A 16,736-nucleotide genomic window follows, 5' to 3' on the forward strand; every position below is an offset into this window, starting at 1 on the left:
CCGGGCCGGGCCCCGGCAGCAACGCAAGGAGTACGAGATGAGCACGGAACCCGGCGCCCCGGCCGGAACCCGGGAAACACGAGGGACACGGAAGAGTCAGGGGACACCGAGCACGCGGGAGACACAGGCGGCGCCCGACCAGACCGGCGTCCAGTACCGCTACCACCGCGAGCTGTTCCCCGCGCTGCACGACTGGGAGAACACCGAGCGGGCCATCGTGGAGTTCACCGGCGAGCAGGGGCCGGACGGGCTCCTGGGCCTGGACCAGATGGGTCACTTCGGCCCGCAGGGGTGCGACGCCGTGGTCGGCGCCGTCGTCGCCCGCCTGGGCTCCGGCCGTGCGGTGGACCTGTGCGAGCTGGGCAGCGGTTTCGGCGGCGCGCTGCGCTACACCGTGGACAGGCTCGCGGCCGCGGGCGTCGAGGTGCGGCGCTCCTACGGGGTCGACCTCGTCGCCGAGCACTGCGAGGTCAGCGCCCGGATCAGCCGCGCACAGGGCCGCACCACGATGACGGAGCTGTGCGCCTCGGCCACTGCCGTTCCCCTCCCCGCCGCCTCGCTCGACCTGGTGCTGGTCACGGGCTCGATGCCGCACTTCCCCGACCCGGGCGCCGTACTGTGCGAGGCGGCGCGGCTGCTGCGGCCCGGCGGGCTGCTGGTGCTCACCGAGGAGGTGAGCCTCACGCCGGACGGCGAGGAGCCCTCGCAGGCGTTCCGCGCGATCCATCCGCGCGGCGTCTTCTTCACCACGTCGCTGACCGACCGGACGGACCAGCTGGCCCGCGCCGGTTTCGGCGACGTGGAGCGCAAGGACCTGACCGACTGGGCCGTGGCACTGCTCGCCGACCGGCTGAAGGTGGTGCGCATCTTCCGCGGGAGCGTCGCGAACATCTACGGGGGAGCCTCGGCGGACCTCATCCGGGACACCCTGACCGCGGCGCGGGAGGAGTACCTCGCGGGCAGACTGCTGCCCGCGCTGTTCGTGGCCGGGAAGCCGTAGCCGGGAAGCCGTAGCCGGGAAGCCGTGGCCGGGAAGCCGTGGCCGGGAAGGACGGCGGGTGTCGTACGACGTCAGGAGGCGGTCAGCAGTTCCGGATTGCGCTGCAGGGAGCGGGAGACGGCGGCGCACGCGGCCTTGAGGTGCGCGGCCGCCAGGCCCACGTGGAACCCGGCCTGCGGCCCCGCGACGGCCAGTGCCCCGGCGACCGCGCCGGATGCCGTCAGGACCGGGGCGGCGACACCGACGACGCCGGGCACACCGCGGACGACCGCGAAGTCCTGATGCCGCACGCGGCCCGACTCGGCCTCCCGGACGCGCGCGCCCCGGTCGGCCACGGTGTCGTCCTCGGCGCCGAAAGCACGGAACACCGTCGTCGCGGCCCGGTCGGAAGCCCGGGTCTCCGCCATGCCCAGTCCGCGGCCGGGTTCGTGGGCGCGGCGTACGGCGTCCACCAGGACGGCATCCGCGCCGGTGGGGTCGGCGACAAAGACGAACGCGCTGCCGCGGGTGAGCCGGTGCAGCTGTTCCGCGTGCGGGAAGGCGATGTCGCGGAGCACCAGCCGGCGGGGCACCCTGGCCCCCAGCATGAACAGGCCCATGCCGAGCCTGAGTCCCTTCTCCCCGCGCTCCAGCATGCCCTCCTTGACGAGTTCGGTGATGATGCGGTGGGCCGTCGCCTTGGGCATGTCGGCCCGGCGGGCGATCTCGGAGAGCGGGAGTTCCGGCTCGCCGGAACGGAAGGCGCGGAGGACGCCGAGACCGCGCGCGAGCATGGAGCGGGAGCTGTTATCGACGGACAAAAGGATGACCTCCGTGTCGGGGCGGAGCGGTGGTGCGGTGCCGGCCCGGCACGCGACGGGGCGTACCGGGCCGACGCGGGCTCACAGGGGCAGCCGTTACGCGGCGAGGGCACCGGCGGCGTGCCGGTCGCGCAGTTCCTCGGCGTGGGTGACGACCTTGCGGATGCCTTCGGCCCAGGCGTCCATCAGGTCGGGGCGCTCGTCGGAGTACGTGGGCAGCCGCAGTGCGCGGGCGAGGTAGGCGTCGACGCCCGGGAACTCGTCGCCCCGGTACACGCGGTAGGCGTTGTCCCCGGAGTGGTACGTGCCCGAGTGCCAGGACGGGCTCCGGAAGGCGGCCTCGCGGTGCAGCGGAGGCGAGGTGGGCCGGGTCAGCGGGACGCCCTCGGCCCTGACGGCGGCCGTGAAGACGTCCACGGGCAGGCCGCCGAGCTCCTCGGCGACGTAGAGGGGCTGGTAGCTGACGTAGTGGGCGACGCGGTCGACGTGCTGCTGTCGCACCGGCGGGGTGATGCCGGGGATGTCGTCCAGGAGGGCGCCGAGCCGGCCGTAGTTCCGCTCGCGTCCGGTCAGCACGGTGTCGAGCCGGGCGAGGGCGCCCCGGGCGAGGGCCGCGCCGACCGGGTGGATGCGGTAGTTGAGACCGAAGCCGGTCCGGCCGTAGGCGCCGTACTCGTCGCTGGTGACGTCCTCCTCGCCGCGGTCGATGCAGTGACCGAGCATCACCGCGCGCTCGTAGATCCTGCGGTCGTCGGTGACGAGAACGCCCCCCTCGCCCGCCGTGACCTGCTTCTTGGCCTGGAGGCTGAAGGCGGCGACATCACCGTGGCGGCCGACCGGCCGGCCCGAACACTCCGCGCCGTGCGCCTGCGAACAGTCCTCGACGACCGCGAGGCCGTGTTCGCGGGCGAAGGCGGTGATGCGCTCCATGTCGGCGGGGAAGCCCATGAGGTGGGTGACCACGACGGCCTTGGTGCGCGGCGTGAGGTGGGCGGCGAGCCCGTCGGGGTCGAGGATTCCGGTGTCGGGATCCACGTCGGCGAGGACGGGGACGCCGTTGCAGGTGAAGACCGGCATGGCGGTGGCGAGGAAGGTGTAGGCCGGGGCGATGACCTCGTCGCCGGGGCGCAGATCCAGGCCGAAGAAGGCCGAGTGCAGGGCGGACGTGCCCGAGTTGACGGCGAGGGCGTGGGCGGCGCCGAGGCGCTCCCGATAGCCGTTCTCCAGGGCCTGGACCTCGCCCTCGCTGCCGTTGTAGGTGATTTCACCGCGTCTGAGCATCGCGGTGACCGCTCCGATGTCCTCCTCGGTGATGTTCGGCCACTTGGGCCGCTCGGCCGGGGTCAGCAGGGGCTCTCCGCCGAGGAGCGCGAGTCGCGTCATGCCCGTTCCTTACTGAGTAGTTCTCGGATGTCGTGCGGGGTCCGCAACCGCAGGCAGGGCACGGAGCGGCTCTGCATGCGGGCGAACAGGTCGGTGTTGGTGCGCCGGACCACGGGGAACTCCCGGTGAGCCCAGAGCACGAGCTGCAAGGCGCTGCCGGGGCGTTCGCGGTTGCCGTTCCACAGCTCCTCCCGCGTGCGCAGCCGTCGTACGGTGCGACGCAACAGGCGGGCCGTGGTGGCGCCGCGGGGCGGGTCGACCCAGACGACGGTGTCGGCGAGTTCCTCGAGGACCGGGTGGGCCGCGTCGTACTGCCCGTCGACGATCCAGCCGTCGGTACGGTCCAGGGCGGCCACGTCGGCGAGGAACTCGTCCTCGGGACGCCGCTGCCAGCCCGACGCCCAGAACATGGCGTCCAGCTCGTAGTGGGGCAGGCCCCGAGCCTCGGCGAGGGCGCGGGCGACGGTGCTCTTGCCCGCGCCCGAGGGGCCGACCACCCACACCCGGCTACCGGTCGTGCTCACGTGCTTCGCCCTTCTTCCCTTGCCGGAGGCGGTACGGGGACGTCTCCGTCCAGGAGCCGGGTCAGCGCGGCGGTTCCGTCGTGCAGGGCGGAGAAGTCCTGCCGGAGTTCGACGCCGGGCACCTGTGCCGCCAGGCGGGCGAGGAGGTCCTGCCGGACCCTCGGCGGGACGGGGCCGAAGAACGGCAACAGGAAGTCGGCGTGCTTGACCGCGGTGGGCAGTTCGTTGGCCGTGAGCCGGGCCAGGGTCTCCTGCGGGCCGAGGGGCACGACACCGGGTTCGGGGTGGAAGCGGGGGAAGACCAGGACCCTGACCGGCGCCTCGGCCAGCAGCGGAGGGCCGCCCGCGAGGTCGCGCAGTTCAGCCGGGTGGAGCAGGCGGTCGGTGCCGCCGGGCAGTCCGACGGCGGCGAAGGTGTCGCCGCGCACGGAGACCCGTCGGGGCCAGCCCCGTCCGGTCCAGCCGCCGGCGTCCGCACGGACGGAGACGTCGTCGTTGCCGACGAAGCGGAGCCCGTGTCGCAGGGCGGACAGGACGGTGGAGGTCTTCCCCGCTCGTTTGGCGCCCAGCACGAGCGCGCCGTGCCTGTCGTCCCGGGCGACCAGCCCGGCGTGCAGGAAGACCTCCGGTTCCTGTGTGTGCATCAGCCGCAGCAGGATGCGGGTGAACCGGACCAGGTTGTGCCGCAGGAAGGAGCGCGGCATCGCCGGGTCGAACAGCACCTCGCGGGCCGTTCCGTCGTACCAGAGCCGGGTGGGCGGTTCGGTGGCGCTGGTGATGACCACCTCCTCCCCCGCCGGCCGCTTCCGGTCCGCGGTCCCGATCCGCCAGCGGGCGTCGTCAAGGCCGCCGGGCTCGGGAGCGACCCGGACGTAGGGGCCGAGCAGCTCCCGGACGTACGCGGCCGCGTCGCGGGTCACGTCCAACGCCACCGCGTGCCCCGCGGTGCGGCACACGTACCGCGTCATCGCGGAGTTCCCTGCGCAGCTGTGGCGATGACGTCGGAGAGGATGCCGCGGACCGCGCCGGCGCCCTCGGCCCGCCAGCCGAGGTACCACTCCAGGATGCCCGGGGCGCGCCGCGCGACCTGCCTGAGGTAGTCGGGCGACGGGACGAAGTTCAGCTCCAGCACCGGGATCAGGGAAACGAGTTCGTCCGGTGTGAGCGGCTCGCGCGCCGTCGCGGCGGCGAGGACCGCCCGGGCCCGGTCCGGCAGGACCTGGAAGCCGCCACGGGCCTTACGGGGCAGGAACAGCAGCGCCCGTGCCACGTCGTAGACGCGGGAGCGCAGTTGCAGCGCGTCCCAGTCGAGGACGCAGGCGAGCTCCCCGCTGTCGGAGTACAGCAGGTTGGAACCCGCGACCTCGCCGTGGGTGAGGACCTCGGGGAGGTCTCCGTACCCGGCGAGTTCGGTGCGGGCCCGGCGCAGCACCGCCGCGTAGGCGCGCCGGGCGTGGGCGCGCACGGCGGCGCTGACGTGGGGGGCGGCTATCTCGTCGACCTCGTCCAGCGCCGCCTGCGGGGGCCGCTCGGTGGTGAGCCAGAACTCCAGGTTGCGGGTGGAGCTCTGGCCGTCCGCGGGCAGCCCGTCGACCGGGACGCGGTGCAGTGCCGCCAGGACGGCACCGGCCTGTTCGATGTCGCCCGGCCGGCCCGAGTCGAAGGGCCGGCCCTCCCGCCAGGGCCGCAGTTGCCAGACGGAGCCGTCGTGGACGGCCGAGCTGCCTCCCTCCGTCGTCGGCACGGGAACCGCGACCGGGATGCCGGCGGCGGTCAGCCGGGGCAGGGCGGCGTGCTCGAAGGCCGTCCACTGCGGGGCGACGTCCCGCCCCAGCCGCTTGAGCGCGTACTCCCCCCGCGAGGTGGTCACGCGCCAGACGGTGTTGACGCTCTCCCTGTTCAGTGACCACGCCCGGTGGGCACCGAGGCCGTAGCTCCGCTCGAGGACGCGGGCCACGCCGGGGTCGCGATCCGGCAGCCAGGAGGCGGGGTCAGGCATTCCCGTCGACCGCCTGCAGCGCGTGGTGCTCGGCGGCCTTGCGCACGAAGTCCTGGAAGTCGTGCAGGGCCTCGGACTCCTTGGCCCCTGTCTTCGGGCTCTTGAACAGGAAGGCGCAGACGGGGTCGATGACGCCGACCATGCCCTGGCGGGAGGCGCTGTGCGCGGTGCGGACGGCGTTGGCCAGCACCGCGGCGGCATTGGGGCTGTCCTCGACCTCCAGGCGCACCTCCATGTGCACGGGGGCGCCGATGATGCTCTCGCCCTCGATGCGCAGGAAGCACACCTTGCGGTCGCCGAGGTGTTTGACGAAGCCGTTGGGGCCCGCGGCGACCTCGCGGGAGTCGATGCCGGCGTTGGCGAGGGCCTTGCGCTTGGAGACCTGCTTCGAGCGGGACCTGGCCGGGTCGGAGAGGTTCAGGAAGTCGGTGTTGCCGCCGACGTTGAGCTGGTAGTTGTCCTTGACCTCGACACCGCGGCTCTGGAAGAGCTCGATCAGGGCGGTGTGCAGGGTGGTGGCACCGAGGTGGCTGCGCAGGTCGTCACCGAGGAGGGGGGCGCCCCGCTCGGTGAACAGGGCCGCCAGCGCGGGATCGTTGGCGACGGGCTCGGGGGTGGCGTTGACGAAGCCCGCGCCCGCCTCGGCGGCGGCCCTGGCGTACGTCTGGACGGCCTCGGTCGAGCCGGTGGGCAGCAGGCAGACCACGATGTCGGGTCGTGCGGCGGCCAGGGCGGCGGCCAGCGCCTCCGGGGTCGCGACGGCGGTGGCGGGATGGGCGTCGACGGCGTCGCCGAGCGCCCCGTCGAGGCCGTCGAGCAGCGGGCCGGCCTGGACGGTGACGCCCAGGTGCGGCACGTCCACGTGGCGGACGGCGGCGGTGCGTCCCGCGTACACGGCCTCCGAGAGGTCCTGGCCCACCTTCAGGGCGTCGACGTCGAAGGCCGCGACGAACTCCACGTCGCCGAGACGGTGACCGCCGATGTACTCGTGCATCACACCGTTGGAGGGGCCGGGCCGCTCCCGGTCCAGGACCACGGACTGCACGAAACTGGAGGCGCAGGAGCCGACGCCGGCCAGCGCGACCCTGATCACGTTGTTACTCAATGTATTCCTCCGGACGTATACCTGACGATCGTCAGGGATTACTCATCATTCTGGCGCCTCGCGCACGCCCCCGAAAAAGCGCAGAGAAAGGGAGCGGAAAATGGGCACGGCAGGCCGTCAGCAGCGCCTTCCGAAAACCCTCGGGTAAAAAAAGCAGGAGGGATTTACGGCGGGTGCGGGTCCATGAGATTCCGACGCCGGGTGAGCGGCGCCGGACAGGAGAACGGGCGGCAGCTCCTTTTCCGTACGGAGCAGCCCCGTGTCACGATGTGCCGTCGCGCCCTGGAGGCCTCGCACGGCACGACGGCATCACGTCACGGTGAGCCCGGCGTCGACCATGAGGTTCTCACCGGTGATGAAACCGGCTTCCGAAGAGAGCAGGAAGGCGACGGCGGAGGCGATCTCCTCCGGGTCGGCGGTGCGGTGCAGCATGTGCCGGCCGCCGATGTCCGGACGGGCGTCCGCCTCCTCGCGCGACACTCCGTACTTCTCCTTGTAGCGGCGCGCGAGGTTGTCGCTCCAGACCGTTCCCGGGCTCACCGCGTTCACCCGGATTCCCGCCCCGGCCAGGTCGGTGGCCATACACCGGGTCATGCCGATGATGGCGGCCTTGGTGGCGCTGTAGGTGACGGAGCGGGGCTGCGCGATGTGCGCGGAGATCGAGGAGACGTTGACGACACTGCCGCCGCCGGCGGCCTCCATCAGGGGCGCGCTGTGTTTGACCATCAGGGCGTGGCCCATGATGTTGACGTCGGTGACGCGCCGCCACTCCTCCACGGTGGCCTCGATCCCGCGCGTGATGAACGCGGCGGCGCAGTTCACGAGGAGTTCGACGCCGCCGAACGCGCTTCGTGTCGCCTCCACCGCGACCACCACGTCGCTCTCGTCGGAGATGTCGCCGTGCACGAAACCGACGTACTCACCGCCTGGGCGCTGCTTCAGCTCCGCCACCACGGACTTCCCGAACTGTTCGTTCGTGTCCATGATCATGACGCGGGCGCCCTCCTCGACGAGGCGCTCGGCGACCGCCCTGCCGATCCCCTGGGCGCCGCCGGTCACCAGGGCGGGCCGTCCTCGCAGTCCCTTCACGTGCTGGTCCCTCCGGTTCCGTGCTCAGCTGCCGACGACATCGGGCTCGGCGGGGGCGCCGTCGGTGAGCACGGCGCGCAGCCGGGGGGCCAGATCGGCGGGCACCAGCCGGTCCGTGGCGGCGTCCAGCTCGTCCAGCGTCCACCACCGGTGACCGGAGACCGTGTCGATCTCTCCCTGGCTGAAGCCGCTGGTGTCGACGGAGAAATGGGAGACGCGGCAGAGGTAGAACCGCTCGCGGCAGTCGTAGGTGTTGCCGCCCCAGGAGGCGACGGCCTCCCGGTACCAGATCTGGGGGCCGATCTCGAACTCCGTGCCTCCGGTCTCCTCCTCGACCTCCCGGCGCAGGGCGTCCTCGGGCGACTCCCCCTCCTTGATGCCACCGCCCACCGGGTACCAGAAGGTCTCGCCGTTGGCGTCGTCCACGCTGGAGAACAACAGGAGCCTGTCGTCCTCGTCCAGCAGCAGGGCCCGGGCGCTGTAACGGATCTGCGGGGTGGTTGTCACGAGGGGTCTCCTGTCTTCTCGGCACCGGCGCGCGGGGCGAGCCAGGCCGCCAGAACGTCGCTCTTGTAGGTGGCCGGTGTCCACGTGCCGTGCCGGGCGGGCACGGCGGCGGCCAGTTCGCCGAGCCGGCCCTTGAGGTCACCGGCCGGTTCGGGGCTCGCGTCCGCGGACAGCCACCGGGAGCGGTACGCCGTGTCGGGTACGAGGAGGTGCTCGGCCAGGGCGGCCACGACCTCCCCCTCGGCGACCGGGCCGGACAGGGGCCGGGGGGCGCCGGTGTTCTCGAGCAGCACCAGCGTGTCGATCCGCGTGGAGGCCAGGAACTCGACACCGGCCAGACGCCGCATCTCCTCGTTGCTGAGCGAGATCTTGCCCTTGGGGTCCGGTCTGCGGACGGCCGCCTCACCGTGTCTGATCAGCCTGTCCTTCTCGCCGGGATCGATACCGAGACCGGCCGCCGCTTCCCGGGTGAGGCGGGTGGACAGCGGCAGACCGACCACGGCCCATTCCGGGCCGTCGGCCAGCAGCAGGCACCGGTCGGTGGCGACGCAGTGGCCGCCCGCGCGGGCGAGCTGGACGGAGGCCGAGGTCTTGCCGGCGCCCGAGGGACCGGCGAGGACGACCCCGGAGCCGTCGGGCAGGACGGCCGCCGCGCCGTGCAGCATGAGCGCGCCGCGGTCGACGAAGTGTTCGCGCACCAGTTCCCGCATGGTGCGGGTGACGACGAGTCCCAGCTCGTGCTCGTGCGCGGTGACGATCTCCCAGGTGAGGAAGTCGGTGGTGATCAGGGCGTGCGAGAACTCGTGCCCCTCCCGGGAGACGAGGACGAACGCTCCGTCCTCGTTCCGGTGGCAGTCGTACCACCAGCCGGCGTACGACTCACGACGCTCGGTCGCCGGTCTCGCGGTCAGCTCCGCGAGTCGCGACGGGGAGCCGACGGCTTCGATGTCGATCCGCGCGGCAGCCCGGTCCGGCTCCTCGCGGGCGAGACGGTGCTGGCTGCTGACGTAGTCGAGGACCTCGGGGGCCTCGGCCCGGACCCGTAACTCCAGGTCGTGCCAGGTCGTCCGGGTCTCGCGTGGTAATCCCAAGCTGAAACGCCTCCATGACGGAGAAGAAGTGATCGTGCGGCACCGGCCTGCGGGTGCTCTATCTCCGTCGCGTACCGGAGCCGAAGGCGGTCACGATCGATCCTCCTGTGGCGGATAATCCCGCAGGAGCTGCTTCTGCACAGGAGCGCGTTCTCTTCAGCATTCAGCTTCTTTCTGTCGCGACAGACAGTGATCACCTCAGTGGATATCCACGGCGACACATGGCTTGAATTATCGGTTCTCACTGGCTGGGCAGAGGGCGAACTGGCCATACGTTTACGGACGCAAGCGATCATCTCAAACATCATTGCAACTTTCAACGCTCCTGTTCCCTTTCGGCGAGGGGTAGGTCCGATAACGTGGCGGGAAATCGGCGCAGACTTGTCCGGTGTAGACGGAATCAACCTGTTGCGACCTCGGTCGAACGATGCCGGGCCGCACCGGAGCCCGCCTGCCGTGGCGCGGTTCTTTCCCTGGGCAGGCGTTCCGCGGCAGCCGAGGCGTATCGCGCCTCAGTCCGCACCGATCCGCGTTCGCTGTGTGGAAGTCAGTGCCGTCAGGACCGCGGCGATCGCGGGCTGTTCCTGGGCGCCCGTGCGTACGAGTGCCTCGATGACGCGGCCCTTGCCCGGCAGCGGCAGGACCGCCGCGCCGGGCGGCGGCCCGGAACAGAGCAGATCGGGCAGGACGGTCGCCGCCAGTCCGGTGGCGACGAACGAGAGCGCCGAGCGCAGGTCCTCGCAGTCGTGCTCGATGCGCGGGGTGAACCCGGCGTTGCGGCAGGCGTGCAGGAGTACTTCGCGGCAGGTACTGGGCTCGGGCGCGGAAACCCACGCGAGATCGCGCAGGGCGGCGAGACCGTCGCGGCGCACCGCCTCGCGCAGCCCGTCGGGTACGACTACGGCGAGCGGATCGTCGAACAGCGGGATGGCCGTCGTGCCGTCCGGCACAGGGGCGCCCAAGAGGTGGTAGCGGTAGCCGATCGCGACATCGAGCCGACGCTGTTTCAGCAGGAGGACGGCGTTCTCCGGTTCGGCCTGCACGATCCGTGGCCGCAGCCGGGGATGCCGTGCGGCGAGTTCCGCGAGCAGCGGCGCCGCCACGGAGGAGAGCGCGCTGGGGGCGCAGCCGATGCCCAGCTCGCCGCTGAGGTCGCCGTCAAGGGCGCGTACGGCCCCTTCGGCGCGCTCCAGAGCGGCGAGTACGTGCTCGCACTCCGCGGCCAGGGCGCGCCCCGCCGCGGTGAGACGTACGCCGCGGCCCTCCCGGTACACCAGCTCCGCCCCGGCCTCGGCCTCCAGGGCGCGCAGCTGCTGTGACACCGCCGACGGCGTCACCTGGTGCAGCTCGGCGACGACGGCCACCTTCCCGTGTTCGGCCAGGTCACGCAGCATGATCAGCCGCTTCACATCAAACATGAGTTGAGCTTAACAAATACTGAAGCATACGTAGCTTGACTTAATTATCTTGAGGGATGCATCGTCATCGCGTCACGGCCACGGGGCGGCAGGCCCCAGTCATCCACGGGAGCAACCGATGCGCGGCGTCCACTTCAGGATGGTCCTGGCGACCGTGCTGCTCGGCTCGTATCTCGTGGCGAGCAAACTGATCCTGCGCGAGGTGCCGGTCTTCACCGCCACGTTCGTACGGCTGGCGACCTCGAGCGCGGTACTGGGTTTCCACGTCGGGATGAAGTCGCCGGGACGCATACGCCCGTCGCGCCGGGACAGCCTGGTGCTGATGGCGCAGACCGTCGTCGGTGTCTTCTTGTTCAGCGTCTTCGCCATGTACGGGGTGCGGTTCACGGGCGCCATCGAGGCGGGTGTGATCCTCGGCATGGTGCCGGTCTCCGTGAGCGTGGTCGCCCTGGTCCTGCTGCGGGAGTCGCTTTCCCGGCGCCGGGGCGTCGGCATCGCGTTCGCGGTCGTCGGCGCGGTCGGCATCAACGTGCTGAATGCCGGATCCTCGGGCACGCCCGGCCGTCACGCCGCGCTCGGCGCTCTTCTGCTGATGTGCGCGGTGCTGTGCGAAGCCGTGTTCCTGACCTTCGGCAAGCTGCTGACCGCGGCCATGGAGCCGGTCAAGCTGTCGCTCACCCTGTCGGTGGCCGGTGCCCTGCTGTTCGCCGTGCCGACGGCGATCGAGTTCGACTGGCACAGGATGTCCCAGGTCAGCTGGCAGACATGGGCGCTGATGGTCTACACCGGGGTGGCCGTGAACGGGGTCGCGGTCGTGCTGATGTACGACAGCATGGACACGGTGGACACCACCACCGCCGCGGCGTTCACCGCGCTCACCCCGGTGAGCGGCACGATCTTGTCCATGGTGTTCATCGGCGAGCCGCTCCGCCCCTCCCACGTTCTCGGCATGGCGCTGGTCGTCGTCGGCGTCTTCATCGTCGCCAAGGAGCCGCAGCCGGCGACTCCTGCGAAGCCGTGCCCCCCGGTCACGGGTACGGCGCCTTCGGCGCCCACGGTCGCCGAAGGCGCCGTACCGGCGGCACCGCCTGGTCGCCACAGCACCCCGTGCGTCCGGTGACGGTGGATCACCCGCCGGCCCCGGCGTACCGCCTTCTCGCCGTGGCGCCGCTCCGGCGCTGGATCCACCACTCCGCGATCAGCAGGTTCCCCACGAACGACAACCAGTTCGCGGCAGCCGCGATGTCGTGGTCCGTGGCTCCGTAACTGTCCGGGATGGCGACTTTCATCACCACAACGTAGAGCCGCCCGGTGATCGCCGCCGAGGTCAGGGCGAACGAGCGGATCATCCAGATGCGGTGCATGCGGAAGTTGCGGCGCAGCGCGGTCCGCCAGCCCTGGACACCGGTGATGAACCACAGCGCACTCAGCACGGAGAGCGGCACGCTGACGGCCAGCCCGTTCAGGGACATCACGGCTACGGCGAGCGCGAAGACGGAGCCGGGTATCACGCAGGCGACGTAGACGCGGCCGACCCACCGGTGCACCGGCCGGCGGGGCGTCTGCAACGACGGGACGAACTGCACGACCCCCACAGCGAGCGCGATCACGGCGGTGGCGACGTGTGTCACCAGCAGTCCGTAGTCCAGGCGGCCGCGGACCGGTGCCCTGCTCTGGTCGAGGTCGAGGGTCACATAGGCGCTCGCGGCGAACACCGCCACCGCGAGGGAGACGAAACCCGCGAATCCCAGCCAGACGAGATAGCCGGTGGAATTCCTTCGCGTACGCGCGGGCGGGGGGGCAACGACGGCTGACTCGGCGGGAGACAAGTCGGAAGTCATGATACGCACTCCTGACGAAAGTGAGGGCCGTCTCCCTCAGGGGGCGGAGACGGGTGGAACATTCCGAACGCCGTGGGGGGCGGGCAGGAGACAGGCCGATATCAGGGCCGCGATTTCCGGGAGGTGATCCTCGGGGAAGAAATGTCCGCCGGAAAAGACGCGGAGTTCGGCGGGGCCCGTGGTGTGCGTCGTCCAGCGTCGGGCTTCCTCGAGCGTGACCATGGGGTCGCGGTCCCCGGTGAGGGCGACCAGCGGGCAGGTGAGCCGGAGGGCGGGGTCGGGGCGATGCGTCTCCACCGCCGTGTAGTCGCTGCGCAGAACCGGCAGGATCAGCCGCAGCATCTGCTGGTTCGCCACCAGGGCGGGCGGAGTGCCGCCGAGCCGGCGGATCCTCGTGATCAGCGCCGCGTCGTCCAACCGGTGGACGTTCTCCGCCCGCGCGCAGGAAGGGGCGCGGCGGCCGGAGACGAAGAGGTGGGTGACGGAGCCGGGACCCGCGGTCCGCTCCAGGCGGGAGGCGACCTCCCAGGCGAGGACGGCGCCCATGCTGTGTCCGAAGAGGGCCAGAGGCGAACCCGGTCCTCTCAGGAGGACAGCACAGATGTCGTCCGCGAGCCGCGCGAGGTCTTCCACGCACGGCTCGCCATAGCGGTCCTGGTGACCGGGGTACTGGACGGCCAGGGTGTCCACCGCCGGCGCCAGGGCCTCCGACAGGGGGACGTACTGGGTCGCCGAGCCACCGGCGTGCGGGAAGCACACGAGCCGGGGGGTGCCCGGGACGGCGGACTGGTACCGGCGGAGCCACCGGTCCTGCGCGCTGGTGCCGAGGTGAACCGTCATGGTGTGATCCCGTGTTCCCTTCCTCGGGTGCTGCTGGTCACGGCGCCGCCCTCAGTGGTCGGCCAGGTCGACGACGACCCAGTCGGATATCTCCCGCCATCTCTCCACGGACTGCTGGTGGAAGGCGTTCTTCTGGTACTTCTCCAGCCCGGCGCGATCCGGAAGGACACCGACGGCGGCGAAGTCGTAGGAGATGTCACGGGCCACGCAGTTCCAGCCGACGCGCCAGCTGAGCAACTCCGGTACGTGCCGGCCGACTTCTCTCGCGAGTTTCTCGGCCTCCAGGACGGACGGGGCCCTGCGGTCGACACCGTCCTTGAGTTTGAAGAGCACGATATGGGTGATCATCGATACCTCTCTCGGGTAACGCGAACGGCGTGCGACGGCTTCCGCTCGATCCTGCCCAGGGCCCCGAATCGCATCAACGGCAATTCATCGATACGACGCATCGAGAAAACAGCTTCTCTCGGGAAAACAGCTTTTCTACGGGGCGGCGACCGCTGTCGGCAGTGCGGCGTAGAGGTGCCGGCGGAGCGTGTCCAGCAGCGCCCCGAAAGCCTCCTGCGCGAGGTCGTCCGAGGCCCCGGACCGCTCCCAGACCAGGCGCACCAGGAGGTCGTCGCCGTACGAGGCGGCCACCCCCACCGGTGCCGCGTAGCGCAGCGGCGCGGCGACATGGGTCTCGCGCCCGGTCTCCCCGGCCAGGCGCAGCGCCGACCGGCGGCCGAGGTCCTCGAAGGTGAGGATCCCGTCCAGCGTTCCCGGCCAGTTCCCCCCGGTGAGCCGGACGGCGCGCACCACTTCGTCGTAGGGGGTGCCGGCGTGGTCCAGGTCGTCCCACCAGGCGGCCGCGGTGTCCTCGATCCGCGCGGGCCCTGAGGCGGCGGGGTGGACCAGCGTGTTGATGAAGCAGCCCATGACGTCCGGTTGCGCCGGGGGCCGGCCGCCCCAGGGGTAGCCCAGAGCGGGCGTCCCAGCGCCGGCGGACCAGGTGCGCAGGGCGGCCGTCCCGGCGTCGAGCAGGGCGGGGAAGAGGACGCCACGACTTCTCGGGGGTACGGCGGGCAGCACATGGCTGAGCATGCCCTTCTCCGGGCTCCTGTCGTCCTGGGCGTCCTGGGCCTCCTGGGCCTGCGCGGGGTCGGCGACCGGTCCGCTCAGGCCGCTCAGCCGCTCGCCCCAGTAGGTCAGGGACGCCTCCGTGGACGCGGCGCGCTCGGCCCGCAGCTGACTCTCCACCGCCTCCCGGTAGACGGCGCCGTCCTCGGCTTCGTACTCGGCGCCGTACTCGGCCCCGTGGCGCGGCCCGTCGCCGTTGTCCGTGTCCTCGTAGGCCCGGGAGATCCCGGAGACGACGGCGCCCAGCGACTGTTCGTCACAGGCCAGATGGTCGAGCACCACGGCCAGGGTCTCCTGTTCCTCCTCAGGGCCGCACGCCAGCAGCAGTCGCAGGGCCGGGCCGTACGTCTGCGCGGTGCCCAGCTCCGCGCGCAGGGCGTCCTGCGCCGCCCCGGACGGTACCGGCACGCGTCGGACGTCGACGGAGGGCTCACCGGCCCGGAGCACGGGAACGCCCTTGAGGAGGCCCACCCGGCCGCGGAGGACGGTGTGCCGCCCGGCGAAGCCGACCGCCGCCCGCCGCAGGCGCGACAGGTCGACCGCGCCCCGCGGGAAGTGGAAGAACAACGGGGCGAGATCCGGACGGCCCAGCGGGTCGAGGGCGCGCGCGAGCAGGAACCGGCGCTGCGCCCCGGTGAGCGGCAGGACGGCGGTGGGATCGGCCGTCGTCCCCACGACGGCCCGGTACCGCGTCAGATAGCTGTCGGTGATGCTGAGGCTCACGTGGAACGGGCCTTTCCGTGATCGGGTTCGCCTGCCACGGGCGTGGCCTCGTCCGGCGGCCTCTTCGACCGCTTGCGCAGCGGGGACGACAGCAACAGAAGCGGCAGGCAGAGGAAACCGGCCGCGCAGCCCCAGAGTGCCGCCCTCGGCCCCGACGCGGAGGCGAGCGCTCCCCCGGCGAGTGCGCCCACCGGCATGGCGCACAGGGCCACGAAGCGCATGGTGGCGTTCATACGGCCCAGCAGTCCGGGCGGGCAGACCGTCTGTCGGAAGGTGAGCTGCGCGACGTTGTACGTGACCGCGCCGAACCAGACGACGGCGAGTCCGGTCGCGAACGTGTACGGAGCCGACGGGCCGGCGGACAGCGGCCACAGGACAGCGAACGGGGAGGTCACCGTGACGGACAGCAGGATCAGCCGGACCTGGCCGAAGTACGAGGCCAGGCGCCCCGCGAGGAGCGCTCCGGCGAGCCCGCCGACGGCCGAGGCGGAGAGCACCAGCCCGATCTCCAGCGGCGACAGGCCGAGCACGCGGGTCCAGAAGGCGGTCTGCACGGCGAGGAGGAAGGAGGTGAAGAGGTTGGACACGCCGGTGGTGACGGCTATCGCCCGAAGCTCCGGGTGCCCGAAGACGACCCTGACCCCGGTGAGGACGTCCTTGCGGAGCGTGCGGTCCGCCGCCGGTTCGGGCGCTGCCTCGCGGAAGCGGATGCGCAGCAGCAGCACGGCGGAGAGGAGGTAGCTGATCGCATCCGTGATGAGGGCCAGCGGCGCGCCCATGGCCTGGACGAGTCCGCCGCCGATCCCCGGTCCCACGACCTCCGCGGACGACTGCACGGTGGCCACCGCCCCGTTGCCGGCGATCAGCCGGTCGCGGGGCAGCAGGCCGGGCAGGAACGACTGGCTGGCGACGTCGGAGAGGAGGGTCGCGGCTCCGGTCACCGCGGCGGCCAGGTACAGGTGCGCCAGTGTCAGCCGGTCCACGGCCGCCGCCACCGGCAGGGAGCCGATGGCGACGAACCGCAGCACGTCCGTCTGTACGAGCACCGGCAGCCGGCGCACCTTGTCCACCCACACGCCGGCCGGCAGACCGACGATCAGCATGGCGGCGGTCTCCACCGCCGTCAGGAGCCCGAGGTGGAAGGGGGAGGCGTCCAATTCCAGCGCGGCGACGAGCGGCAGGGCGAGGAGCGTGATCTGACTGCCGGTCTTGCTCGCCGCGTAGCCGATCAGGAAGAGCCGGAAGTCCCGATGGCCGGAGAGTGGGCCGCGCAGCAGGCGCCGCGCGGCGCGCACGG

At 71.7% G+C, this 16,736-nt stretch carries 17 protein-coding genes; 2 read left to right on the plus strand and 15 right to left on the minus strand.

Translation table 11 applies throughout. From position 1 onward, the window contains the following. Positions 1 to 37: 37 nt before the first annotated feature. Positions 38 to 1,000, plus strand: a complete 963-nt coding sequence (locus AQJ58_RS08835; RefSeq protein ID WP_234359995.1) for a class I SAM-dependent methyltransferase — start codon at positions 38 to 40, stop codon at positions 998 to 1,000. 71 nt (positions 1,001 to 1,071) lie between these two features. Here the strand turns inward: AQJ58_RS08835 and AQJ58_RS08840 are convergent, their stop codons facing one another. The 10 genes from AQJ58_RS08840 to AQJ58_RS08885 all read right to left on the minus strand — a co-directional run bounded on the left by AQJ58_RS08840 (position 1,072) and on the right by AQJ58_RS08885 (position 10,916). Further along, the gene (locus AQJ58_RS08840) at positions 1,072 to 1,800 is read right to left on the minus strand and encodes a helix-turn-helix domain-containing protein (protein ID WP_234359996.1); all 729 of its coding nucleotides are present in this window, start codon (positions 1,798 to 1,800) and stop codon (positions 1,072 to 1,074) included. A 96-nt stretch (positions 1,801 to 1,896) separates the two neighbouring features. Next, complete coding sequence (locus AQJ58_RS08845; protein ID WP_067247003.1) at positions 1,897 to 3,183, minus strand: DegT/DnrJ/EryC1/StrS family aminotransferase; 1,287 nt, start codon at positions 3,181 to 3,183, stop codon at positions 1,897 to 1,899. Then, entirely contained in the window at positions 3,180 to 3,707 is a 528-nt protein-coding gene (locus AQJ58_RS08850) for a P-loop NTPase family protein (protein WP_199844549.1), read from the minus strand. Before AQJ58_RS08850 ends, AQJ58_RS08845 begins: the two co-directional genes overlap by 4 nt. Beyond that, positions 3,704 to 4,675, minus strand: coding sequence for a phosphoenolpyruvate carboxykinase (ATP) (locus tag AQJ58_RS08855; protein WP_067247005.1), 972 nt, complete (start codon positions 4,673 to 4,675; stop codon positions 3,704 to 3,706). Before AQJ58_RS08855 ends, AQJ58_RS08850 begins: the two co-directional genes overlap by 4 nt. Next, on the minus strand, positions 4,672 to 5,706 hold the full coding sequence (locus AQJ58_RS08860) for a phosphotransferase enzyme family protein (protein WP_067247008.1): 1,035 nt from the start codon (positions 5,704 to 5,706) through the stop codon (positions 4,672 to 4,674). The genes AQJ58_RS08855 and AQJ58_RS08860 overlap by 4 nt, the downstream gene beginning before the upstream one ends. Beyond that, the gene (locus AQJ58_RS08865) at positions 5,699 to 6,811 is read right to left on the minus strand and encodes an inositol-3-phosphate synthase (protein WP_067247011.1); all 1,113 of its coding nucleotides are present in this window, start codon (positions 6,809 to 6,811) and stop codon (positions 5,699 to 5,701) included. The genes AQJ58_RS08860 and AQJ58_RS08865 overlap by 8 nt, the downstream gene beginning before the upstream one ends. Before the next feature lie 309 nt (positions 6,812 to 7,120). Beyond that, positions 7,121 to 7,900: an SDR family NAD(P)-dependent oxidoreductase gene (locus tag AQJ58_RS08870; protein WP_067247018.1), complete on the minus strand. Its 780-nt coding sequence runs from the start codon at positions 7,898 to 7,900 to the stop codon at positions 7,121 to 7,123. 24 nt (positions 7,901 to 7,924) lie between these two features. Then, positions 7,925 to 8,407 carry an NUDIX domain-containing protein gene (locus tag AQJ58_RS08875; RefSeq protein ID WP_067247019.1) on the minus strand — a complete coding sequence of 161 codons (483 nt, stop codon included), beginning with the start codon at positions 8,405 to 8,407 and terminating at the stop codon, positions 7,925 to 7,927. Continuing rightward, positions 8,404 to 9,498, minus strand: coding sequence for a hypothetical protein (locus AQJ58_RS08880; RefSeq protein ID WP_067247021.1), 1,095 nt, complete (start codon positions 9,496 to 9,498; stop codon positions 8,404 to 8,406). The genes AQJ58_RS08875 and AQJ58_RS08880 overlap by 4 nt, the downstream gene beginning before the upstream one ends. Before the next feature lie 512 nt (positions 9,499 to 10,010). Beyond that, on the minus strand, positions 10,011 to 10,916 hold the full coding sequence (locus AQJ58_RS08885) for a LysR family transcriptional regulator (protein ID WP_067247024.1): 906 nt from the start codon (positions 10,914 to 10,916) through the stop codon (positions 10,011 to 10,013). A gap of 118 nt (positions 10,917 to 11,034) precedes the next feature. On the opposite strand from AQJ58_RS08885, the gene AQJ58_RS08890 reads away from it, so the two are divergent. Beyond that, a complete protein-coding gene (locus AQJ58_RS08890; protein ID WP_067247027.1) occupies positions 11,035 to 12,036 on the plus strand; it encodes a DMT family transporter in 1,002 nt (333 codons plus the stop codon). Between the two features lie 7 nt (positions 12,037 to 12,043). On the opposite strand, the gene AQJ58_RS08895 is transcribed toward AQJ58_RS08890, so the two are convergent. From AQJ58_RS08895 to AQJ58_RS08915, 5 genes are all read right to left on the minus strand, one after another. Next, entirely contained in the window at positions 12,044 to 12,757 is a 714-nt protein-coding gene (locus AQJ58_RS08895; RefSeq protein ID WP_079078785.1) for a DUF2306 domain-containing protein, read from the minus strand. 36 nt (positions 12,758 to 12,793) lie between these two features. After that, entirely contained in the window at positions 12,794 to 13,597 is an 804-nt protein-coding gene (locus tag AQJ58_RS08900; protein ID WP_067247032.1) for a thioesterase II family protein, read from the minus strand. Positions 13,598 to 13,648: 51 nt separating this feature from the next. After that, a complete protein-coding gene (locus AQJ58_RS08905) occupies positions 13,649 to 13,945 on the minus strand; it encodes a Dabb family protein (RefSeq protein WP_067247034.1) in 297 nt (98 codons plus the stop codon). A 135-nt stretch (positions 13,946 to 14,080) separates the two neighbouring features. After that, a complete protein-coding gene (locus AQJ58_RS08910) occupies positions 14,081 to 15,439 on the minus strand; it encodes a condensation domain-containing protein (protein ID WP_067247036.1) in 1,359 nt (452 codons plus the stop codon). Beyond that, a complete protein-coding gene (locus AQJ58_RS08915) occupies positions 15,436 to 16,734 on the minus strand; it encodes an MFS transporter (RefSeq protein WP_079078786.1) in 1,299 nt (432 codons plus the stop codon). The genes AQJ58_RS08910 and AQJ58_RS08915 overlap by 4 nt, the downstream gene beginning before the upstream one ends. Positions 16,735 to 16,736: the final 2 nt, after the last annotated feature.

The organism is Streptomyces sp. DSM 15324, assembly GCF_001514285.1.
Taxonomy (GTDB): domain Bacteria; phylum Actinomycetota; class Actinomycetes; order Streptomycetales; family Streptomycetaceae; genus Streptomyces.